Consider the following 20023-nt stretch of genomic DNA (forward strand, 5'->3'; position numbering starts at 1 on the left):
ATTATGAGTATATATTTTGTGCATTTTCTTATCAGTGTTTTACCGCTAAGTATTTTAATGGCCTTTATCACTCCTAATAAAAAATATATTTTTAAAAGTTTTTTAGTAGTTTTTTTGGGCTTTTTATTTGGATATTTTGCTTTTTTTATCGCAGCACAATTTTTAAAAACCGAAAATTTAATCTTTAATTTTGATTTTGTTTTTATAGGTTTATTGCTAGTAAGCTTTATATTTTATTTTTGGAAAAAAATTGAAATTTTAAATTTTATTTTATTGGGAATTTTAAGTTTTTGCACCGCTTTGCATTATTATTTTTTAAGTCAAGATTTCCCTATTTTTACTAGCTCTTTAATCGATAGCGAAGGTATAAGTTCTTTAGGTTTTATTGCTTTAGCCTTGCTTGTTTGTATTTTGATTTTCTTCTTTTTAAAATGGCAAAAAAATTTTAATCAAAAAACAAGCTTTATGCTGTTTTTACTGCTTATCCTTATAGAAAGCGATAAAGCTCTAGCCAATATCTTGCTTACTTTAATGCGAAATTCTATCATAGAAACTCATACTTTTTTGGTGAGTTTTGTAGGAAAAAGTAATTATTTTGGTGTTTTTGGAATTTATGTTTATTTAATTTTCATCACTTTTTTAGCATTCTTAAGCTTAAAAATTCGCAAAAAAAATATAAGCAAAAAACAAATTTTAGATATAAATTATCGCAAAAACGAAGCTAAAACAAGTCTTATTAATCGCTATTTTTCCAGTGTTTTTATCTCCTGTGTTATAAGTTTTTGCATTGTTTTATACTTTTTTATGGTAAGCTCTAAGCCTTTAACCATAGATGAGCCTAAAGAAATTTTACCCGATAAGAATGGCAAATTTATCTTTGATATAGCTCTTTTAAGGGATAACAAACTCCACCGCTTTGCTTATATCAGTGCTGAAGGCAAAGTGATAAGGTTTTTTCTTATCAACAAAAGAGAAGATAAGGATTCTCCTGTAGCTGTTTTTGATGCTTGTATGATTTGTGGAGATATGGGCTATATCAAAAAAGATGGACAACTCATTTGCATTTCTTGCAATGTGCGTATTTTCTTGCCAAGTGTAGGTAAAAGCGGGGGTTGCAATCCTATCCCACTCAAATACGAATACGATGGTAAAAAAATCACCATAGATGTTAAAGATGTAATAGCGGGATCTAATTATTTTAGTCAAATCAAAGAAATTGAAGTGCAAGATCCTGTATCAAAAACAAAGGTTATAAACACCCAAGCTCCTTTTTCTTATAGCTATAAAGGGATTACTTATTATTTTTCAAATCAAAACAACTATGAAGAATTTAAAAAAGATCCTACAAAATATGTAGAAGAAAACGAAGCCCAATTTTTAATCCAAAGGAGAAATGATGTTGGCTAAAATGATTTTTAACTCTATATTTAAAAACAAAATTCAAAAATTTTTAGCCTTTCTTACTTGTTTTTTAGCCACGCTTTTGCTCTCTACTATGCTAAATATTACCCTAAGTATAGGTGATGAAGTAACTAAACAACTCAAAAGCTATGGCTCTAATATCCTTGTTTTACCCAAAGGCTCAAGCCTTAGTATAGAAATAGGTAATGAACTTTATGAACCCTTAAAAAACAAAAACTACCTAGAAGAAAAAAATTTATATATGATTAAAGACATTTATTGGCGTAACAACATCACCGCACTTGCTCCTTTTTTGGAAGGTAAAATCACAATTGAAAACTCCCAACAAAAAGCACTTATTTATGGTACTTATTTTCAAAAAGCCATAAAAATTAAAGATGATGATGATTTTATCACAGGTATAAAAAGTCTTTATCCTTATTTAGCAGTGCAAGGAGAATGGGCAAAAGATGATAGCAATGAAATCATGCTAGGCGAAGACTTTGCTAAAAACAATAAATTAAAATTAGGAGATACTATCAAACTCATAGGAGAAAACAATCAAAGCAAAGAAGCAAAAATCGTAGGCATTTTACTTCATGCCAATCCTAAAATGTCAAATAAAATCATCGCTCCTTTAAATTTAGCTCAAGATTTACTCAACAAACAAGGGCTTTACTCAAGTGCAGAAGTAAGAGCTTTTACCATACCTGAATCAGCCCTTTCTGAAAAAGTACGTCGCATGGGAGAAGAAAAATTAGATCAGTTAGAATATGACAAATGGTATTGCTCAGCTTATGTAGGCTCAATCGCTAGTCAAATTAGCGATGGCTTACCAGGTGCTGATGCAAAAGCTCTAAATGCTATAAGTGATGCTCAAAGCTTGGTGGTTAAAAAGATCCAATCCTTAATGGGCATTACTTGCATTATTTGTCTTATTGTTGCAAGCATTGCGATTTCAAGTCTAATGAGTTCTGAAATTCATCGCAGAAAGAAAGAAATAGGACTTTTAAAAGTACTTGGTGCTAATACTTTTCAAATTTATCTCATCTTTGCTAGTGAAAATTTAATCGTAGCTTTATTTGCTGCTTTATTTGGCTTTATTTTTGGCACAGCACTTTCTCAAATCATCAGTCTTAGTATTTTTGGATATTTTATTGATATAGCCTTTATAGCTTTACCTTTAAGCTTTATTTTTGGAGGACTTATTGCCTTACTTGGTTGCTTGCTTCCTATAAAAAATATCACACAACTTTCAGCTGCAGGAGTGCTTTATGGTAGATAAGTTTTTCCTTAATGAGCTTTTTAAAAGCATTAGCTTTTCTTATCAAAGACTTTTTATAATAGTTTTAAGTGTTTTTATAGGAGCACTTACTTGCTCAGCTTTTTTAAATATTTATTTTGATATTGACACCAAACTTTCTAAAGAATTAAAAGCTTATGGAGCAAATGTAATGATAAGCCCTAAACAGGATGAAAATTTTATCTCCAATGCTGAGTATGAAAAAATAAAAGAAAATTTAAAGGCTAGGGCTTTAACTCCTTTTTTGTATGATTTTTTAAATTTAGGCAGTACAAGCGGAGTGGTTTTAGGCACTGATTTTAAGGCTTTAAAAATCACTAAACCTTTTTTAGAAGTTAAAGAAGGAAGCTTTTCTCTAAATGATTTTGATGAAAATTCAGCCTTTTTAGGGGTTAATTTAGCCAAGCAACTAGGCCTAAAAACAGGTAATGAACTTCAAATTTACAATCCAAACAATGGAAAAAGCATAAAACTTACCATAAAAGGCATACTTTCAAGCAATGATGAATTTGATAGCATTGTTTTAGCCCCTTTAAGCGTGGTGCAAAATTTAAGCGATAGAGCCGGTATTAACTATGCTAATGCTGTAGTTTATGGAAATTTTGATGAAGTTAAAGCCAAAACACAAGCAATCAGTAATGAATTCATCGATGCAAAACCTATATCTTCAGTATCCTTAAGTGAAGGTTTAGTGCTTGGAAAAATCAAAGCTTTAATGTTTTTAATCATACTTGTAGTATTGATCATAGTTACTACTAGCGTTAATACAACTTTAAGTTCTATTGTATTTTCTCGCAAAAAAGAAATCGCACTGCGTTTAGCCTTGGGTGCGAAAAAAAGTGAAATTTTTAAACTTTTTGCTAGTGAATGCTTTATAGTAAGTTTTTTTGCTAGTTTAATCGGAGCTTTTTGTGGGATATTTTTAGCCAATGTCTTTGGTTATTTGATTTTTAATTCTGGTATTGATTTTAGATTTATAGCTGTTTTTATAGCCTTAATCATTTCTTTGATTTTTGCCTTTTTGGCTGCATTTTTTCCTATAAAAAGAGCATTAAAAATCAATGTGTGTGAAAATTTGAAAGGTGAATGATGAAAAAAGAACTTATTAAAATCAACAATTTAAATAAAGAATTTGGCAAAGTTAAAGCCTTAAACAATATCAACTTAAGCGTCTATGAAGGAGAATGGCTTGCCATCATGGGTCCATCAGGAAGTGGAAAATCAACGCTTTTAAACATACTATCACTCATGGATACTCCAAGCTCTGGAGAGTATATCTTGGATAATGAAAACCTAGAGCAAATGGATGAAGAGCAAAAAATCACCTTGCGTCGTGAAAAAATAGGGCTTGTCTTTCAACAATTTCATCTTATCCCCTATCTTAACGCCTTAGAAAATGTTATGCTCTCTCAGCATTATCACTCAAGTGTAGATGAAGAAGATGCCAAAATGGTTCTTGAAAAAGTAGGACTTTCGCATAGACTCACTCATTTACCTAGCCAATTAAGTGGCGGAGAACAACAAAGAGTTTGTATAGCAAGAGCTTTAATCAACAACCCAGAGCTTTTACTCGCAGATGAACCCACAGGAAATTTAGATGAAGCCAATGAACAAATCGTTCTTCAAACCTTGCAAAAATTAAAAAATGAAGGTAAAACCATAGTTTTAATCACACACAATCCTGATTTAGCCAAATTCGCAGATCGAACCCTTATCTTACAACATGGGGTGTTAAAATGAAAAAAAGCCTTTTAATCTTAAGCATTTTGTTTTTGCTCAATGCTTGTTCTTTTGAAAATTCAAAAGATACTGGAAAAGTTGGAGAAAAAAGCGCTGAAATTTCAGCTAAAGATACCTTAGGAAAAGCTGTAAAACTTGCTGATGATAATACAAGTTTAAAAGTCTTAGTCTTTTTTCAAAATGGCTGCCCTTCTTGCTTAAAAGAACTCCCTTCTTTAGATGAATTCATACAAAATCACCCCAATAAAATCAGTGTTTATGCTATAAATTCCATCGATAATGCCAATGTGGTTAAGGTTTTAGCCGAACAATTTAACTTTAAAAATGTAAAAGTTTTAAAAGACGATCTTAAAATCACCAATGATCGTTACGCTGTGTTTGCAACCCCTACTACCATCATCATTAAAGATGGGATGATAAAAGATAGAATTTTAGGAGAAAAACCATGGGAATTTTTCGAATCCAAGCTTATTTCTTTGCTTTAATCATAGCTTTATTTTTTGTAGCTTGTGATAGTGGAGAAAATTTTAAAGCTTTAAATAGCGATAAAACCTATAATTTTGCCTACAATGGTTTTGAAAAAAGCCTAAAACTAAATGATAAAGCACAAAATTTTGCCTTAGTATTTTTCACAAAAGATTGCGGAGTTTGTAAAGAACAAATTCCTATTTTGCAGAATTTGGCTAAAAATTATGATTTTAATATCTTTGTGGTTTTAGGCGATGCAAATGATGCAAATGATGCAAAAGCTTGGGCTGATGAAAAAGGTTTATCTAATTTAGCAATGTTTTATGAAAAAAGAGCAGCTAAATACCTTTCAAGTGCCATTGGGGAAATATATGGAGTACCTGTGCTTAGTTTTTTCAAAGAAGGAAAAATGGATGAAAAATTCATAGGCTTAACTCCTTATAGCATACTTGAAAAAGAAATCAAAAAAGTAAAAAGCTAAAAATTTACTTTAAAGCTTTTTACCCCCTATAAAATATCCATAAAGCTCATAGCTTCCATCTTTTTTCATCAAAATTACAGGATATTTTTCACTGTAACCTTGTTCCATTCCTGGACTTCCTTGCGGCATGCCAGGAGCTGAAATTCCTATAACATCTTTAGGTTTGTTTTCAAGCAACCATGCTATAGCACTTTCAGGAACATGCCCTTCAATAGCATAGCCTTCAATCACACCTGTATGGCAACTTTGATACTCATCTTTTATACCCATTTTTTCTTTGATTTTAAGAAAATCATTGGTTTTATGAACACTAACCTCATAACCCTTAGCTTTCATATAATCAGCCCAAAGATCACAACAGCCACAAGTAGGACTTTCATAAACTTGTATTTCCTTAGCCTGCGTAAGAGTGAGTAAAAAAAGAATGGTTAAAATTGTTTTTTTCATAATTGCTATCCTAAGTAAAAAGTATATAATAATACTTTTATAAAGTTAATATCATCACATTTTTAACACTAAAAATGAATTTACAAAAATTTAATCAAGAAAAGACTTTTAATGAGTGTTGATTTGTCTTTGCAGCAAAGATATAAAAGATAAAACGATTTAAAAAACTAGAAATTTTTAACTTAAAAAGCTTAAAATTTAGATATATTTTATACTTACTATGTTTTTTCATAGTATGTTCTAATGGTGGATTTCCGCCAAGAGTGAAAACTCAAGGCGGATTTTTATTTGCAATATTTACTTAATAGAATAATTATGATCAGCTGTGCCTCCACATAAATACCCCTTCTTATCAAAACTTGCAATTTCGCAAGAAAGAGTAGATAATCTAGCTCTTTTACCATTACTAGTTAATATAAGAACTTGTTTATAATAAACATAATTGCTTTTATCTGAATATTCTTTTTGTATTATAGCTTGAGTTGAATTATAAGTTCTTGGATCAACTTTTGCAACAATATCTGCTTCATAAAAAGTTGCCTTTTTAAAAAGTGGCTCAGTTAAAGTTGATTTTATACTCTCTTGGAAATATTTGTTTTGCATTTCGCTTGCTGAAACTGGAACTAAATCTTTTTTATTGATAACTATCAAATCTGCAAATGCTGACACATTTAAAGCAACTAAAGCTGCTAAAACTAAACCTAATTTTTTCATTTTATCTCCTTGAATTGAATTTTGTATATTTGAATTATTTTTCAAATCTTTTGCAAGATAATTTTTAAATTTATTTAAATTAAATTTGCATTTTATCTAACAATCATAAGAAATTTTAAAATGAAATAAAAATTTATGAGAAATCAACTCTTGTTTGAAAATGATAAAAGTAAGTGGTGCAGATGAAAGGACTTGAAATATATAACTAAAAATAAATACCTATTTTATAGTATTTTTATAATAGTTACCTTTATTAAGTTACCTTTTTATTTGTATAGAAATTTAAAGAATATCCTTTGAAAACTTAAATCAAATTTGAAAACTACACTTTTCAAGCTTTATTTATTTATATCATCATTAAAGCCCTATTTTATAGGGTTATTAAAAATTATATTAAGGTATTTTTAAAGCCATTTAAGTTTATTTAGCTTAAATAGAATGTTTCACGCTTTTTTTATTTAAGTTTTCTCATTTTTTTAAGCTTTTTTAGCTTGAAACTTAAACTCATTTTTTCAAAAGCTTAAAAAGTAATTTTTTAAAAGTTTGGTAGGTTTTCTTTATAAATACCTAAGATAATAATTAAATCTTTTTCTTTGTCTATTTTGTAAGGTATTACATAACCTTTAAATATAAAATCTCTTACATTCTCATCATCAAAGGCTAAAGACTTTCTAAACTTATAAGGCATAAAATCAAGCTTTTTTAAAGCCTTGTATAAATCATTTTTAAAAGTGTTTTTAACTTTTATACTTTCCTTTCTCACAATAAAGGATAAAATAATATTTAATTCATTTGTAAATAAATCGCTTTCTAGGATTTGCATTACAGCCATTCACTGCCTAATGGCGTTAATTTAGCCTTACCGCTTTCATAATCATTTAAAGCCTTATGTAGTTCTTGTTTTGTTTCTTGCCAACTTTTACCGCTTTCATAATCATTTAAAGCCTTTTTATAGTTGTTGCTTTCTAGTTCATAACTGATATTTAACTCTTTTAAAATATCTAAAAGCTTGTTTATTTCTTGTTCTTTTGCTTTTATTGTTATGGTTTGCATAGCTTTTCCTTTACTGATTCAAAGTTTAGTTATTATAACTTATTTTATTTTATAAGCCTTTAAAAGAAAGGCTATTTAATTAAAATACTTTGACAAATCTATATAAGTTAAAGTTAGGTAGCTTTTAAGCCCTAGGTTTAATCTACCCATTAGCCCCCCCACTAATTAGCTCATCTTTTTAAGTGGTGTTTTATACAAAAGCCCTAAAATTAGCTTCTTTTATCGTTTCAACCTTTCTTAAAATTATCTTAAATATTAAATTAATTTTTGTATATTTCAAAGTTTGTTTTATATGGAGTAAATTTTATTTACATCATCTTTTTTATATACTTTATAAGGATTTTATTGCGTGGTTTATTTGTATTTGAATTTAGAAGATTAAAAATAGATTTTTGCCCTTAAAGGTAAGGGTAGCAAGTTAAACTTACTACCTTGTTTTATTTCTTTTTACTCCCTTCAAGTAATTCTTTTAATAATCTCTCTTCTTGTTTCTTATGCAGTTCTTTAAGCTCTTTAGGGGTAAATTCTTTACCTAACTCATCTTTTATAATTTCATGATAAACACTTGCGTACATATCTATATTGTGATGACAATTATCTTGGTCGATAACAATTTCTTTTATCTTATCAAGCATCATCATAAGCATATCTTTTACATACTCTATACTTGTATCATTGTCAAACATATTACAAGTTTTAACATCGTTTTCGTTTTCCAAATCACTTAAAAATAAATCTAAAAGATATTTAAAAGCGTTTATTTTGCCATCTAGGCAACTCATTCTACAATAATCTACCTTTTCCATTTTTTTCTCCTTTTTTTATGTATTTAACTAAAAATAAAGTGTAATTTTATAGTTTTTTACTAAAAAAGTCAATATATTTTTATGTTATTTAATAAAAAAATGTTATAATTATTTTGTAATTAACTAAAAAGGTTATAAAATGACAAGATTAGAATTTGATGAAAAAATTAAGCAATTAGGATTAACAAGAAAAATATTTGCAGATATAGCAAAAGTAAGTTATAGCGGAATTTCTACAAATTGGAAAGATGACAAAGAAATTCCATCGTGGGTGGAGCCTTTTTTATATTATTATGAAAAAGGTTTAGCCTTAGATGAGTTATTAAAAATACTAGAAAAATACAAAAACAAAGAGAAGTTAGAATAAGCCTTTAAAAGTTTATTTTCACTCTTAAAATTCTTACATTTTTTTAAAATCTTTTCTTTTTCCATACTATGTTTTTCCATCTATGGAAAAACAAAAAATCTTACTTTTCCATTTTTTTTATCCTTTTGTATTGATTTAATAATTAAAAATCATAATTATATATTGTTTTAATCTATAAGTCAAGTATTAAAGTATTATTTTAATGCTATATGCTACAATATAGCTATTAAATTAATATAAAGGCTTAATTATGACTAATAACGATTTTGAAAGCATTTTAAAAAAATGCAACCTATCTAAAAAAGAGTTTGCTACTCTTTGCGACTTGCCCTATCCTACTTTGATGAATTGGGTTAAAGCCGATAAAACGCCTAACTGGGTTAAATCTTGGCTTGAAAACTATATCAAAGCTCAAAAATACAATAAGATTAAAGACTTAATAAAAGATGATTTGTAAGTTTTGATGATGTGTGCTCAAAATTGAGCAGTGCTAATTGCTAGGTGTCTTCAAATTTGAAGACACCCCCTTCAACCACTTTTTATAAAAAATACTAAATTAAAATATAAAAATAAACTAATATTAAAATAAGCGATTTTAAGCGTTTTTATTTTTTGTCTAAGGTGTTTTATCGGTAAAAATACTTTTTTGATTTTAGGAGTGTTTTTATTAAGCTATGGCTATAAGATAATAATTAAGTAAAAAGCTATATGAATTAAACTCACATAGCTTTTTACTTATTCGCTAAATAAAGTTTGCTCGGCATTTATTTCTATGCCGTTAATGATGGTTTTATTCTCTTTTAAAGGCACATAATATTTTAAAGCTTTTCCACCCGTTGCTCTTGATTTTTCTATTATATTAAAATATAACCCTTTTCCACTTTCTAGCTTTTTAATGGCATGTGTATCGGTTTTTGATTTTTCTAAAAGCTCTAATAACTCCCCCTTGCAAAATCTCGCCTTTTTGTTCTATGATTTCTTTAGCTTTTGTAAGAAAGTTTGTATCGTTTTCATTTATTGCTCTTTCTATTTTTAAATCAAGCGTATTTAAGTCTATATCTACCTTTAAATTATAAGGTAAAAAATTTCTTGCCTTTTTTGTATTTAATTCTATATTTAAAATTTCTCCATCGTTATTACTTGTTTGTATTTTAAAAAGGTTATCGGTCGCATTTAAGAAATTAACCCCACCCATGAACTCACTTTTAGCACTCTTTCCCTTGTGATGTATAAATAAAAAAGTAGCTTCGCCTTTATGACTTATTTTTTTAATTATTTTCATAAATTCAACTACTTTTTTATTATCATTCATATCACCATTAAAAAAGTTAAAAAGGCTATCAAATACGATAAAAACATTAACCAAACCACCGCTTTGCATTAAAGGTTCTAGATATTTTTCAACAATAAAGTTAAAATCAACTTCTATCTCATCAGTTCCACACTCTAAAGCATTGCTTGTTTGTATATAATTAAAAGCAGGATAATCTAAAAAATAATATCCCCCTATTTGCATACTTTTTTTAATCCTGCTTTTAATGGTTATTTTGCTATTATCACCATCAAAATAAATAATTTTTCTAATCTTGTTAAATTCTAATAAATGCTTGCAAATAGCAAAACTTAAAAAAGTTTTACCCTTATTAGCTTCACTTGTTAAAAAACTAATACTTCCTTTATCCAAAAAATCATCGATTAAAGATGTAAATTCTATTTTTTCTAAATCAACGCTTCTTATAGCCCATTGTGTTAAATCTACAAAAGAATTATTTTTTATATTTGCATTTTTTTGTGATATAATTTTACTAGGGTTGCAACTTGTTTCATTTATTTGACTTTTAATATTTTCAAATTCTTTAAAGTCAAGTTTATCTATAACTTGGCTTTTTATTTTTTTTAAATCATTAATTTCTTTACTATAATCTTTCATTTTATTACCTTTAAAAATAAATTCATTTTTTTATTAAAATAATTCTTAAAGTATTTTTCCATATAAGAAAAAAAACTATTTAAGCCTTTTTTATCTCTTTGGTAGTCTTGTCTTAACTCTTTCATTAAATAAGCTAAAAAATCTATAAAATCAGCGTTTTTTACCTCATCATAATTAAAAACACAATAGCCTTTTTCCAAAGGATTTATTTGTATTAATTCTTTTAAAAGCTCTAAATTAGCTTTAAAACTGCTCTCATCGTTTTCAACTATAAAAACTATTCTTTTATTATCGATGAGGTTTAAAAGCTCATTGATTTGCTCGTGTGAGTGTATATTTTTCATCATGCTATCACTTTGAAAACAAACAGCGTTTAATCCTAGCAATTCACTTACTATAATTTCTTTTATGCCACTAAAGATAAAACAATAATCTTTTAATAAGCCTTTTTCTTTGGCTTTTATAAGTTTTATAAATTTATTGCTACTACCTTTAACTTTAAACCATTTGACTAATTCATTTTTAAAAAGCTTTTCTCTAATAGCCACGCTTTTAATTTCGTTTTTATCTTTCAAGATAAAAGCCAAACTTTTATCATCTTTTGAAAAAGCAAAATAGTCTTTTAAAATACTTTCAAACTCATCATCTTTTGAAAAATTTAATTTACATAAGTGCATAAAAAGTCTAAAATCATTAAAAAAAGCTTTTTCTAAAGCCTTACATTCTATAAAATCGCTATTAGCTAAATAAAATTAGCCTGTAAAGAATAAGCTATATTTTTTAAATAGCTATTATCTTTTAAAGGCTCTTTTTGTGGTTTAAAGCTACCCACCTTTTGCGTGGGCAACCTGTTAAAATCACTAAATATAATCAAAGCTTCTTTTAACTCTACATTTTCTTTAAAGGCTATAAAATCGATTATATCCCCACTAAAACTTCCATTAAAATCAGTAATCAAGCAAGTGTTAGTTTTTATTTTAAGGCTTTTATTGTGTCTTTCATTTCCTGCTTTGTCAAATTCCAAACCATAGCGTAAATATAAAAAATCAACTATAGAATAATAATTTTTTATATACGCCTTTATTTCATCATTAAAAAGACTTATGCTCATTTTAAGGCTTTAATTTGTGTTTTAAAGCTTCATAAGTTGCCTTACAAGCATTTAAAAGAATTTGCCTTTTTTGTTCTTTTTTAATGAAAGTATTCTTTTTAAGAAAAAGTTTTTTATTACTTTCTAAAATTACTAAAAGCTCTTTTATTTCTCTTTCAAAGTCTGGTAATTTTTGCAAAATTTGTATTTTTTTCTCAAGTAAATTAAAAATTTCAAAGTCAAAGTATCTAAATCTAGTATTAAATATAAAACATAATTCGCTTTTTAAATATTCTAAGGCTTGTTTATTATTCATAACTACCGCCCTAATTGATAGTATGGTTTTTAAACCACTCATCAAGCTTAACTTTTTCATAAAAGATTTTTTTACCTATTTTAATATAAGGTATTTTCTTTTGCATTCTGTATTTATTTTGAGTATCTTTGCTTAAGCTGTAAAGTGTAATTACTTCTTGTATAGTTAAAAAGTCTTTGTTTGTGTCTTGCATTTTGTATCCTTTCTAAATTTTATTAATGCAATTAATAAAGCCATTAAAAAGGAATTAGTAAGTTTAAATTTATTACAATTTCTTTTAAGGGCTTAAACTATGGCTCTTATAATGAAATTGTGCGTTTTAATTCTTTGTTTGGCGACTTGATTGAAACGCACTAGATCAAAAAGTTTAAAGCTTTTCAAATTTCATTAAATTAAAAAATATTATTTGAAATATTTAAGAAGTATTTTAGCAGTTTTTAAAATAAAAGACAAGACAAAATTAAAATTAAAATATTTTAATTAATTGTATTATATATTAATTATATCTTAAATAATTATCAAAAGCTTTTATAATAGCATTTTTAAGCTCTTTTCTTTTAACTTCTCTTTTATTCAGTTTATATTTTTCTTGCATTTTAAACATAAAATCATCGAAATTATTATTACAAGCATTGATGTAATTTTTGTTATTGTTAAAATCTATAGAAAATAAAATATTTTTATTAATAGCTAGCTTTATGTAAAAATTGATATATTCTTTTATATTTCTACTTAGCAGTCTATTGGTAAATATATAATTTTTCAATTCTTCTGCTGCTGGTATTTTTCTACAAGCATTACAAAATTTATAAAAATGATATTGGACTATTTTTGTATTTTTTAGTATATTTTCATCTTTCAAATTTTCATCTAATATTTTTAAAGCTTTGACTAATATTTCATTATCTTTTTTTATTTGTGTTGAAGTTTTTTTTATTTCGCTTTTAAATATAGTATTATATAAAAACTTTTCCATTGAAAATTTTACAAAATGTGATAAATTATGTATTATATTTTCTCTTTCTTTTACTCTTTCTCTTGGGGATAATTTGTTAAAAATCTTAAGGCTATTAAAAAGAATATCATTATTAAGTAAAAAATCACATAAGACTATTTTTTGTTCTTCTATCTTATTATTTAAAATTGTGCATTCTTCACTTTGAAAGATAAAATATAAAGGATTTTCAAGCCAACTATTACATAAATAATCATATAAATAGTTTTCATCTTTTGCTTTTTCTATTTCTATATTATAATATGGCTCTATTTTATCATTAATGGCTTCTTGACATTCTCTTTCTTTTTCCCATTTTATCGCCACTTCAAAATCAGCTTTAAAACTTGGTAACATCGCTTATTTTACTCTCTTTTTCCCATTTAACCACTTATTAAAATAAACTTAAATTAAAACCATTAATAGTAAGTTTCTTTTCTTTTTTTAACTTTACTTTTGTATTTTCTATTTTTGCCATTGCTTTAATGACTTTTGCCAAATCATCGCTTACATTTTCTAAAATCAAGTTCATTTTTAACCCCTTAAAGTGTTTTAATATATGCTTTAGCCGATACCGCTAGAAATGCACTTCTTGATAAGCCCATTTTTTTAGAATAAAAATCTATCTCATCTACAAGACTATTTTTTAAGGTAATAGCTAGATTTTTACTTTTGTCTTTTTGTATGGGTTCTGGGATAAACTCATTTTTAGCCAAAGCTTCTTCTAAATAACAAGCAAAGGCATTTTTTAAATCTTCTATTGCTTCGTTTGGTGTTTTACCATCTCCTGCCATTAAGACAAGTTTATTAAGTTCTTTATCATCAAATTGTGCGAAATAATCGCCATCATCAAGTTTTACTAAATTAATCTTATAAGGCAAATTCAAATAATAATTTATATCTTTTTTCATTTTTCATCCTTTAAAAGTTTTAATATTTGCTTTACATAAAATTCTTTTATATGTTTATGCAAAGGCACAATAATGCTTTTATTATCTTTTTTAAATTTATGATGACTTCCCCTAATGCTAACTAGTTTATAACCATACCAACTTAAAAGCTTTTCTATGTTAGCAAAACTTGCATTTTTGGGGTTATTTTCTAATTCTTTGATTAACTTTTCTTTGTTGTTCATATATGTATTATATATATAATTATCTTAAAATATTTTAAATGCATTCAAAGCCTTGCAAAGTATTTTATATTTTATTAAGTATTTGTATTTTATAATTCTTTTACATTCAAAAAAAAGGGGGGGGGGGCTCAACCTAAGATAATCTAACAAATCTTTATTTATTAAACAAATCAAATCATTTAAAAAGTTTTCTATCTTATCAGGCATTAAACCTATATTAGTCCCTTTTTTTCTTTTGTGCTTATGCGTGGATATAATTTATTATCATTTTCTCTAATTTTTAAAAGATTTTCAAAATGACAGGCTCTATTCCTTAAAGTATGTAGCAAGTTTAAAACTATATTAACTTTATCTATATTATCAAAGCCTTGTTTTGTATTTTCGTAAATAAAAAAGTTTCTATTACTACTGCTATACTTCCTAAAATCAAAAGCCCTTAAATCTAAAATCTTATTTTGCACCTTGTAAGATATGATTAATTTAGCCACTACACCTAAGCTAAGGCGTGATAAGATTTGATGAGGTTTTAAACTATCTTTATCTTTAAACTCATTTATTTTAGCCGATAAAAAAGGATTATCGCTAGTTTTTATCCATTCTTTGCAATTACTATTTAATTCATAATCTAGGGCATTTCTTAGATAAATTTCAAGTATTGCTATTTTAGGCATTATCTTAGATATTAATTTCAAGTTCTCAAAATGTTCGTTTATATCTTTATAATGCTCTAATCTTTGCTTTGAAAAGATAAATTCTAAACCTAACATTTTTAATCTTTTTCTTGTAGCTTTTTTAAAGCTTCATTAGCTCTTTGACTTGCTTTAAGTGTATCATTAGTCGCATAAATATTTATAGTACTTAAATCCCTATGCCCTAAAGCTCCACTAATAACTGCGGGATTAACTCCATTTTGCATTAAAAAACTAGCCTTTATGTGCCTTGAAAAATGGGGCGTCCATTCTTTTACTCCGCTAAGTTCTCTTATTTTGGCTTCTTGTCTTGCCAAATTTGATATTTTTTTACCGCTAAACTTAAATGGATGAAAAGGACTATTTTATAGCTATCCTTTCATCCGGTTACTATTAAAAGTTACCTGCTAAAAGGTTGCCTTTTTGAAATAATTCGAAATGATACAATGGGACTTCAAAGGCTTCAGCGTAATTTAAGCAAAATCTCTAAAAGTATGGTAAAATGGGGTTTAGAGTGGTGCGGATGAAAGGACTTGAACCTTCACGCATTGCTGCACCAGATCCTAAGTCTGGCGTGTCTGCCAATTTCACCACATCCGCAAAGTGGTACGCCCAAGAGGATTCGAACCTCTGACCTACGGCTTAGAAGGCCGTTGCTCTATCCAGCTGAGCTATGAACGCATATAAAATCTTGGTGGTGCGCCCGATAGGAATCGAACCCATAACCTACAGATCCGAAGTCTGTCGCTCTATCCAGTTGAGCTACGAGCGCTAGTGGGGTGAGTGATGGGAATTGAACCCACGACCCTCAGGACCACAATCTGATGCTCTAACCGACTGAGCTACACTCACCATTTTGTATAAATTTATAAAAAATGGTCGGGGTGAAAGGATTCGAACCTTCGGCCCCTTGGTCCCAAACCAAGTGCGCTAACCAGACTGCGCTACACCCCGAATAAATAAAAGGAAATATTTTATCACAAAATAATTTTAAAGTCAAGGATTTTCATCTCTTATTCTTAAAAACACCGGAAAGCGAGGTAAGGAATTTTTGGTCAATCCATTAAATTTATAAGTCACAATACTACCAATTTTTGGAGGATTTTTTCTATCTTCATCTTTTAAACCACTGCCTATTTTAATGATTTGTCCATTAGGCATTTTACAAAGTAAGGCACCTACTTGATTTTCAAATTTACCCTTGCCCTTGCGAAATCCTACTAACTCACACTCTGCATCATCATAGGGTTTTAATTTCATAGCATTTTTACTTCTGCCTTTTTCATAAGGACTTAAATTTTTGCGTATGACAATACCTTCACCTTGATTTTTTATAATGCTTTCGTAAAATTGATTTAAATTATTTTGATTTTCAACTGGAATTTGAGGAATAATTTTTATATAGGCACTAGGATATTTTTGCAAATACTCTTCTAAAACAGCCAAACGATTTTTAAGAGTGCAAGTAGAAATTTGAAATTCTTCGCAAGCATTTGGTACATCAAAAATATTATAAGTTACTTCCTTCCATAAGGTCAAATTACTATCGCCACTACGAATTAAAGCTGAAATTTCATCAAATTTATTTCTTGCTAGCCAAAGCTCACCATCAATAGCAAAAGGAGGGAAATTTTTTGTAAAAAAGTCAGGAGTTTTTATTTTGTAATTTTGGCGAGTTTTTAGATATTTCCCATCCCAAATTCCACGCACTCCATCAAGTTTTTCGCTCATCAAATAAGCATTAAAATCTTTAGAGTTAAAATCTTGCTTATCGAATTTGCTAAGAAGTAAAATTTCATTAGCAAAAACTAAACAAGCACAACATATTAAAAAAACAAACCTCATCAAAGCAGATTAATCATATATCCAGTTGCATCTTTTTGAATACTATAATTATAAGTTCCATCAAGATATATTACAAGTCGATAATATCCTTTATGAGATCCAAAGTCTATGCGTTTAAAAATAGAATTGCTAAGGCGTATGTTTTTTGTAGGGCTAATCATTTTAGATCTAAAATCTATAACGATTTTACTTGGATTTCCTACTGAAAAATCTGTAATCATTTCATCACTAGTGTTAAGTTTTATTTTATTTTTATAAACCGCATAAGAAATAAAATCATAAATCTTTGCAACCTGTAAAGGTATTTCAACATTGGCTGTTGAGTTTGATTCTTGTTTGGAGCTATTTTTTTCAGGTATAGTAACTGAAACATCGAGTACTTTTGAAGGATCAGGACTTTTAAATCTTGATATAGTATAAGTATCGTGCCAATCAATACTTTTATTGACATCTAAATCGATCTTATCTTCACTTCCGTCTAAATTGATATAATTAAAAGTGATGCTTTTTAAAATTCTTGCACTAGAATTAAATTTAACTTCCTCTTTTTGAAATTCAGGTGGAGCAACCAAGGTTATATTTTGATCTGTCTTGAAAGGATTTTCATCAGCATATAAAAGAGAGGTAAAAATAAAAAATATTGCCAAAATTCTAGTTTTCATTTGGGTATAATCCTTTTAATTCAAAATAATCTTTTTGTGCTTTAGCATTTTGTTCTTTGAGCAAAATAATCTTTTTATTAAGCTCTTCTTTGGTATTTTCTAAGCTTAATAAAGTATCTAAAGAATACTGCCCAAAAAACATATTGCCAAAATAAATCGCTCCAATTACAACAAGAAAAGCCCAAAAAATCATTTTTATAACATGGGTATAAAAACTTTTTTTTCTTGTGCTTTCGTCGTATTCTTTAAGTAAATCGCTCAGAGCTTTTCTCCTAAGTATTCATCGCTTTCAAGTTCAATTTCAAGCAAGCGATTGTATTTTGCGGTTCTTTCACCTCTCGCTAGGGCTCCTGTTTTGATTTGTCCTGTATTTAAAGCCACAGCAAAATCCGCTATAAAAGCATCTTCACTTTCGCCGCTTCTATGACTCATCACACATTTATAGTTATTTCTTTGCGCTAAACGCACAGTTCTCATAGTTTGGGTAATAGTTCCGATTTGATTTGGTTTAATAAGCACAGCATTTGCCATTTTTTTGATGATGCCTTCTCTTAAAATATCTTCATTAGTTACAAACAAATCATCGCCTACAAGCTGAATTTTATTGCCTAATTTTTCAGTCAGCTTGATCCAGCCTTCAAAGTCATTTTCAGCTAAGCCATCTTCGATACTGCAAATTGGATATTTTGCACAAAGTTCTACATAGCGTTCGATCAAATCCTCGCTTGAAAAAGCCTTGCCTTCCATGTGATATTTGCCATCTTTGAAAAATTCTGTACTTGCCACATCAAGAGCGATTTTTACACGATTTTCATAACCTGCTTTTTTGATACAAGTCATTAAAAGATCGATAGGTTCTGTGTTGTTAGCTAAATTTGGAGCAAAACCGCCTTCATCACCTAAAGCCGTAGAATGTCCAGAATTTGCGAGTTCTTTTTTTAATATCGCATAAATTTCACAAACTGAACGCAAAGCTTCTTTAAAGCTAGTAAAACCAAAAGGCATGATCATAAATTCTTGAAAATCTACATTGTTGTTTGCATGAGCACCGCCATTTATGATATTACACATTGGCACGGGTAAAATGCTCGCATTTGCACCACCTAAGTAGCGATATAAAGGCATTCCCAAAGCAGCTGCAGCCGCACGAGCTGTTGCCATAGATACGCCTAAAGTCGCATTTGCACCTAAATTTGAGTAATTATTTGTTCCATCAAGCTCACGCAAAGTATCATCAAGTTGAGTTTGATTAAAAGCATCTAGTCCTAAAATTTCATCTGCAATGGTCTCATTGACATTTGCAACAGCTTTTAAAACGCCTTTTCCGCCAAATCTTTCATCATTATCACGCAATTCTAAGGCTTCTTTTGAACCTGTACTTGCACCACTTGGAACTATGGCCGCACCTACACTTCCATCGTTTAGCGTAACTTCGGCTTTTACGGTTGGATTTCCTCTACTATCAAGAACTTCATAGGCTCTAACATCTTCAATTACTAACATTATTCTTCTCCTTCGTCATCTTCGCTACCGCTGATCATACCTTCTATTCCCATAGAATTTTGAATTGCTTTTGTGATTTCATCTGCAATTTCAGGGTTTTCTTTTAAGAAAGCTTTTGAATTTTCTCTACCTTGTCCAAGTTTTTTATCTTTATAAGAAAACCACGCACCACTTTTATCTACGATATCAAGTTTTACACCATAATCGATCAATTCACCTTCACGGCTTAAACCCTCTCCAAACATCACATCAAATTCAGCTTGTCTGAATGGAGGAGCAACTTTATTTTTAACTACTTTTACTTTAACGCGGTTTCCTATAGGTTCTTCGTTTTGTTTTAAGGTTGCTACTTTTCTAACATCTAAACGCACAGAAGCATAAAATTTTAATGCATTTCCACCTGTTGTGGTTTCAGGAGTACCATAACCCATAGCACCGATTTTCATACGAATTTGGTTGATAAAAATTACTGTGGTATTCATTTTATGAACTATACCTGTAAGTTTTCTTAGAGCTTGAGACATAAGTCTTGCTTGAAGTCCTACATGTTGATCGCCCATATCGCCTTCAATTTCTGCTTTTGGGGTAAGTGCTGCAACGCTATCTACTACGATAAGATCTACTGCGCCACTTCTTGCTATAGTTTCTACAATTTCTAAGGCTTGTTCTCCAAAATCAGGCTGAGAAACATACAAATCATCTGTATTTACACCCAAATTTTTAGCATATTTTACATCAAGCGCATGTTCTGCATCGATAAAAGCACAAACTCCACCTGCTTTTTGGCATTCTGCGATAATGTGTAGAGTTAGAGTGGTTTTACCTGAACTTTCAGGCCCATAAATTTCTATAATTCTTCCTTTTGGAACACCGCCTATACCTAAAGCAAGATCAAGTCCAACTGAACCTGTGCCTATGCTATCGATTTGCTCGACTTCTTTATCCCCTAGTCTTAAGATAGTGCCTTTTCCAAAGGTTTTATCTAAACTTTTTAGGGCAGCGTCTAGAGATTTTCTTTTATTATCATCCATAACTTTCCTTAAAAATTCTAAATTTTTAGTTAGAATTCTAACAAAATA

The 20023-nt window shown here is 28.9% G+C and carries 29 protein-coding genes and 5 tRNA genes; 8 read left to right on the top strand and 26 right to left on the bottom strand.

The genetic code is table 11. The features are described from left to right. Positions 1-3: 3 nt before the first annotated feature. The 6 genes from FBF10_RS01330 to traF are packed head-to-tail and all read left to right on the top strand — an operon-like array spanning position 4 to position 5393. Entirely contained in the window at positions 4-1407 is a 1404-nt protein-coding gene (locus FBF10_RS01330) for a Fe-S-containing protein (protein WP_002888685.1), read from the top strand. Beyond that, positions 1394-2686, top strand: a complete 1293-nt coding sequence (locus FBF10_RS01335; protein WP_074470802.1) for an ABC transporter permease — start codon at positions 1394-1396, stop codon at positions 2684-2686. Before FBF10_RS01330 ends, FBF10_RS01335 begins: the two co-directional genes overlap by 14 nt. Then, entirely contained in the window at positions 2676-3794 is a 1119-nt protein-coding gene (locus FBF10_RS01340; RefSeq protein WP_002858987.1) for an FtsX-like permease family protein, read from the top strand. The genes FBF10_RS01335 and FBF10_RS01340 overlap by 11 nt, the downstream gene beginning before the upstream one ends. Then, positions 3791-4444, top strand: a complete 654-nt coding sequence (locus FBF10_RS01345) for an ABC transporter ATP-binding protein (protein ID WP_002858988.1) — start codon at positions 3791-3793, stop codon at positions 4442-4444. The genes FBF10_RS01340 and FBF10_RS01345 overlap by 4 nt, the downstream gene beginning before the upstream one ends. Further along, complete coding sequence (locus FBF10_RS01350; protein ID WP_002884226.1) at positions 4441-4929, top strand: TlpA disulfide reductase family protein; 489 nt, start codon at positions 4441-4443, stop codon at positions 4927-4929. Before FBF10_RS01345 ends, FBF10_RS01350 begins: the two co-directional genes overlap by 4 nt. Continuing rightward, positions 4890-5393, top strand: a complete 504-nt coding sequence (traF, locus tag FBF10_RS01355) for a conjugal transfer protein TraF (RefSeq protein WP_002851157.1) — start codon at positions 4890-4892, stop codon at positions 5391-5393. Before FBF10_RS01350 ends, traF begins: the two co-directional genes overlap by 40 nt. Positions 5394-5402: 9 nt before the next feature. Here the strand turns inward: traF and FBF10_RS01360 are convergent, their stop codons facing one another. The 5 genes from FBF10_RS01360 to FBF10_RS01380 form a co-directional block, all read right to left on the bottom strand. After that, on the bottom strand, positions 5403-5840 hold the full coding sequence (locus FBF10_RS01360; RefSeq protein WP_002888679.1) for a DUF411 domain-containing protein: 438 nt from the start codon (positions 5838-5840) through the stop codon (positions 5403-5405). A gap of 297 nt (positions 5841-6137) precedes the next feature. Beyond that, complete coding sequence (locus tag FBF10_RS01365; protein ID WP_002888678.1) at positions 6138-6554, bottom strand: hypothetical protein; 417 nt, start codon at positions 6552-6554, stop codon at positions 6138-6140. A 535-nt stretch (positions 6555-7089) separates the two neighbouring features. Beyond that, positions 7090-7377, bottom strand: coding sequence for a type II toxin-antitoxin system RelE/ParE family toxin (locus FBF10_RS01370; RefSeq protein ID WP_002782344.1), 288 nt, complete (start codon positions 7375-7377; stop codon positions 7090-7092). Beyond that, positions 7377-7607 carry a hypothetical protein gene (locus FBF10_RS01375; RefSeq protein WP_002876069.1) on the bottom strand — a complete coding sequence of 77 codons (231 nt, stop codon included), beginning with the start codon at positions 7605-7607 and terminating at the stop codon, positions 7377-7379. Before FBF10_RS01375 ends, FBF10_RS01370 begins: the two co-directional genes overlap by 1 nt. A gap of 437 nt (positions 7608-8044) precedes the next feature. Continuing rightward, entirely contained in the window at positions 8045-8413 is a 369-nt protein-coding gene (locus FBF10_RS01380; protein WP_002889423.1) for a hypothetical protein, read from the bottom strand. 139 nt (positions 8414-8552) lie between these two features. Between FBF10_RS01380 and FBF10_RS01385 the strand changes: the two genes are divergently transcribed. After that, positions 8553-8780 carry a hypothetical protein gene (locus FBF10_RS01385; protein ID WP_002870305.1) on the top strand — a complete coding sequence of 76 codons (228 nt, stop codon included), beginning with the start codon at positions 8553-8555 and terminating at the stop codon, positions 8778-8780. 250 nt (positions 8781-9030) lie between these two features. Beyond that, on the top strand, positions 9031-9237 hold the full coding sequence (locus FBF10_RS01390; protein ID WP_002870306.1) for a hypothetical protein: 207 nt from the start codon (positions 9031-9033) through the stop codon (positions 9235-9237). 435 nt (positions 9238-9672) lie between these two features. On the opposite strand, the gene FBF10_RS01395 is transcribed toward FBF10_RS01390, so the two are convergent. The 21 genes from FBF10_RS01395 to recA form a co-directional block, all read right to left on the bottom strand. Continuing rightward, the gene (locus FBF10_RS01395; protein ID WP_240367379.1) at positions 9673-10710 is read right to left on the bottom strand and encodes an AAA family ATPase; all 1038 of its coding nucleotides are present in this window, start codon (positions 10708-10710) and stop codon (positions 9673-9675) included. Next, positions 10707-11387, bottom strand: coding sequence for a hypothetical protein (locus FBF10_RS08690; RefSeq protein WP_002888671.1), 681 nt, complete (start codon positions 11385-11387; stop codon positions 10707-10709). Before FBF10_RS08690 ends, FBF10_RS01395 begins: the two co-directional genes overlap by 4 nt. Before the next feature lie 65 nt (positions 11388-11452). Continuing rightward, on the bottom strand, positions 11453-11821 hold the full coding sequence (locus FBF10_RS08695) for a hypothetical protein (protein WP_002888672.1): 369 nt from the start codon (positions 11819-11821) through the stop codon (positions 11453-11455). A gap of 1 nt (position 11822) precedes the next feature. Further along, entirely contained in the window at positions 11823-12116 is a 294-nt protein-coding gene (locus FBF10_RS01405; protein WP_002888674.1) for a hypothetical protein, read from the bottom strand. A 10-nt stretch (positions 12117-12126) separates the two neighbouring features. Then, on the bottom strand, positions 12127-12309 hold the full coding sequence (locus tag FBF10_RS01410) for a helix-turn-helix domain-containing protein (protein ID WP_002869698.1): 183 nt from the start codon (positions 12307-12309) through the stop codon (positions 12127-12129). A 303-nt stretch (positions 12310-12612) separates the two neighbouring features. Continuing rightward, complete coding sequence (locus tag FBF10_RS01415; RefSeq protein ID WP_020247165.1) at positions 12613-13467, bottom strand: hypothetical protein; 855 nt, start codon at positions 13465-13467, stop codon at positions 12613-12615. A 37-nt stretch (positions 13468-13504) separates the two neighbouring features. Further along, a complete protein-coding gene (locus FBF10_RS01420; protein WP_002869697.1) occupies positions 13505-13642 on the bottom strand; it encodes a hypothetical protein in 138 nt (45 codons plus the stop codon). A gap of 10 nt (positions 13643-13652) precedes the next feature. Continuing rightward, positions 13653-14021, bottom strand: a complete 369-nt coding sequence (locus FBF10_RS01425) for a hypothetical protein (protein ID WP_002860113.1) — start codon at positions 14019-14021, stop codon at positions 13653-13655. Further along, positions 14018-14245, bottom strand: a complete 228-nt coding sequence (locus FBF10_RS01430) for a type II toxin-antitoxin system HicA family toxin (protein ID WP_020247164.1) — start codon at positions 14243-14245, stop codon at positions 14018-14020. The genes FBF10_RS01425 and FBF10_RS01430 overlap by 4 nt, the downstream gene beginning before the upstream one ends. 212 nt (positions 14246-14457) lie before the next feature. Then, complete coding sequence (locus FBF10_RS01435; RefSeq protein WP_002888838.1) at positions 14458-15012, bottom strand: hypothetical protein; 555 nt, start codon at positions 15010-15012, stop codon at positions 14458-14460. Between the two features lie 2 nt (positions 15013-15014). After that, on the bottom strand, positions 15015-15251 hold the full coding sequence (locus tag FBF10_RS01440) for a tyrosine-type recombinase/integrase (protein ID WP_002888837.1): 237 nt from the start codon (positions 15249-15251) through the stop codon (positions 15015-15017). Between the two features lie 198 nt (positions 15252-15449). Beyond that, positions 15450-15534: transfer RNA gene (locus FBF10_RS01445), tRNA-Leu, on the bottom strand. Positions 15535-15538: 4 nt separating this feature from the next. Further along, a tRNA-Arg gene (locus tag FBF10_RS01450) sits at positions 15539-15615 on the bottom strand. Between the two features lie 14 nt (positions 15616-15629). Continuing rightward, positions 15630-15706 (bottom strand) — tRNA-Arg (locus FBF10_RS01455). Positions 15707-15709: 3 nt separating this feature from the next. Next, positions 15710-15786 (bottom strand) — tRNA-His (locus FBF10_RS01460). 24 nt (positions 15787-15810) lie between these two features. After that, a tRNA-Pro gene (locus FBF10_RS01465) sits at positions 15811-15888 on the bottom strand. Between the two features lie 42 nt (positions 15889-15930). Then, complete coding sequence (locus FBF10_RS01470; protein WP_002888836.1) at positions 15931-16779, bottom strand: DNA ligase; 849 nt, start codon at positions 16777-16779, stop codon at positions 15931-15933. Next, positions 16779-17441: a glycoprotein CgpA gene (cgpA, locus tag FBF10_RS01475; RefSeq protein ID WP_002867529.1), complete on the bottom strand. Its 663-nt coding sequence runs from the start codon at positions 17439-17441 to the stop codon at positions 16779-16781. Before cgpA ends, FBF10_RS01470 begins: the two co-directional genes overlap by 1 nt. Further along, positions 17431-17634 carry a hypothetical protein gene (locus FBF10_RS01480; protein WP_002839177.1) on the bottom strand — a complete coding sequence of 68 codons (204 nt, stop codon included), beginning with the start codon at positions 17632-17634 and terminating at the stop codon, positions 17431-17433. The genes cgpA and FBF10_RS01480 overlap by 11 nt, the downstream gene beginning before the upstream one ends. Before the next feature lie 65 nt (positions 17635-17699). Beyond that, a complete protein-coding gene (eno, locus tag FBF10_RS01485) occupies positions 17700-18944 on the bottom strand; it encodes a phosphopyruvate hydratase (protein ID WP_002888833.1) in 1245 nt (414 codons plus the stop codon). After that, a complete protein-coding gene (recA, locus tag FBF10_RS01490; RefSeq protein ID WP_002851424.1) occupies positions 18944-19975 on the bottom strand; it encodes a recombinase RecA in 1032 nt (343 codons plus the stop codon). Before recA ends, eno begins: the two co-directional genes overlap by 1 nt. Positions 19976-20023: the final 48 nt, after the last annotated feature.

This window comes from Campylobacter sp. CFSAN093249, assembly GCF_011067895.1.
Taxonomy (GTDB): domain Bacteria; phylum Campylobacterota; class Campylobacteria; order Campylobacterales; family Campylobacteraceae; genus Campylobacter_D; species Campylobacter_D jejuni.

Coding starts and splice junctions, on each gene's coding strand:
- FBF10_RS01330 (WP_002888685.1), top strand. CDS start 4: ATGAGTATATATTTTGTGCATTTTCTTATCAGTGTTTTACCGCTAAGT.
- FBF10_RS01335 (WP_074470802.1), top strand. CDS start 1,394: ATGATGTTGGCTAAAATGATTTTTAACTCTATATTTAAAAACAAAATT.
- FBF10_RS01340 (WP_002858987.1), top strand. CDS start 2,676: ATGGTAGATAAGTTTTTCCTTAATGAGCTTTTTAAAAGCATTAGCTTT.
- FBF10_RS01345 (WP_002858988.1), top strand. CDS start 3,791: ATGATGAAAAAAGAACTTATTAAAATCAACAATTTAAATAAAGAATTT.
- FBF10_RS01350 (WP_002884226.1), top strand. CDS start 4,441: ATGAAAAAAAGCCTTTTAATCTTAAGCATTTTGTTTTTGCTCAATGCT.
- traF (WP_002851157.1), top strand. CDS start 4,890: ATGGGAATTTTTCGAATCCAAGCTTATTTCTTTGCTTTAATCATAGCT.
- FBF10_RS01360 (WP_002888679.1), bottom strand. CDS start 5,840: ATGAAAAAAACAATTTTAACCATTCTTTTTTTACTCACTCTTACGCAG.
- FBF10_RS01365 (WP_002888678.1), bottom strand. CDS start 6,554: ATGAAAAAATTAGGTTTAGTTTTAGCAGCTTTAGTTGCTTTAAATGTG.
- FBF10_RS01370 (WP_002782344.1), bottom strand. CDS start 7,377: ATGCAAATCCTAGAAAGCGATTTATTTACAAATGAATTAAATATTATT.
- FBF10_RS01375 (WP_002876069.1), bottom strand. CDS start 7,607: ATGCAAACCATAACAATAAAAGCAAAAGAACAAGAAATAAACAAGCTT.
- FBF10_RS01380 (WP_002889423.1), bottom strand. CDS start 8,413: ATGGAAAAGGTAGATTATTGTAGAATGAGTTGCCTAGATGGCAAAATA.
- FBF10_RS01385 (WP_002870305.1), top strand. CDS start 8,553: ATGACAAGATTAGAATTTGATGAAAAAATTAAGCAATTAGGATTAACA.
- FBF10_RS01390 (WP_002870306.1), top strand. CDS start 9,031: ATGACTAATAACGATTTTGAAAGCATTTTAAAAAAATGCAACCTATCT.
- FBF10_RS01395 (WP_240367379.1), bottom strand. CDS start 10,710: ATGAAAGATTATAGTAAAGAAATTAATGATTTAAAAAAAATAAAAAGC.
- FBF10_RS08690 (WP_002888671.1), bottom strand. CDS start 11,387: ATGCACTTATGTAAATTAAATTTTTCAAAAGATGATGAGTTTGAAAGT.
- FBF10_RS08695 (WP_002888672.1), bottom strand. CDS start 11,821: ATGAGCATAAGTCTTTTTAATGATGAAATAAAGGCGTATATAAAAAAT.
- FBF10_RS01405 (WP_002888674.1), bottom strand. CDS start 12,116: ATGAATAATAAACAAGCCTTAGAATATTTAAAAAGCGAATTATGTTTT.
- FBF10_RS01410 (WP_002869698.1), bottom strand. CDS start 12,309: ATGCAAGACACAAACAAAGACTTTTTAACTATACAAGAAGTAATTACA.
- FBF10_RS01415 (WP_020247165.1), bottom strand. CDS start 13,467: ATGTTACCAAGTTTTAAAGCTGATTTTGAAGTGGCGATAAAATGGGAA.
- FBF10_RS01420 (WP_002869697.1), bottom strand. CDS start 13,642: ATGAACTTGATTTTAGAAAATGTAAGCGATGATTTGGCAAAAGTCATT.
- FBF10_RS01425 (WP_002860113.1), bottom strand. CDS start 14,021: ATGAAAAAAGATATAAATTATTATTTGAATTTGCCTTATAAGATTAAT.
- FBF10_RS01430 (WP_020247164.1), bottom strand. CDS start 14,245: ATGAACAACAAAGAAAAGTTAATCAAAGAATTAGAAAATAACCCCAAA.
- FBF10_RS01435 (WP_002888838.1), bottom strand. CDS start 15,012: ATGTTAGGTTTAGAATTTATCTTTTCAAAGCAAAGATTAGAGCATTAT.
- FBF10_RS01470 (WP_002888836.1), bottom strand. CDS start 16,779: ATGAGGTTTGTTTTTTTAATATGTTGTGCTTGTTTAGTTTTTGCTAAT.
- cgpA (WP_002867529.1), bottom strand. CDS start 17,441: ATGAAAACTAGAATTTTGGCAATATTTTTTATTTTTACCTCTCTTTTA.
- FBF10_RS01480 (WP_002839177.1), bottom strand. CDS start 17,634: ATGATTTTTTGGGCTTTTCTTGTTGTAATTGGAGCGATTTATTTTGGC.
- eno (WP_002888833.1), bottom strand. CDS start 18,944: ATGTTAGTAATTGAAGATGTTAGAGCCTATGAAGTTCTTGATAGTAGA.
- recA (WP_002851424.1), bottom strand. CDS start 19,975: ATGGATGATAATAAAAGAAAATCTCTAGACGCTGCCCTAAAAAGTTTA.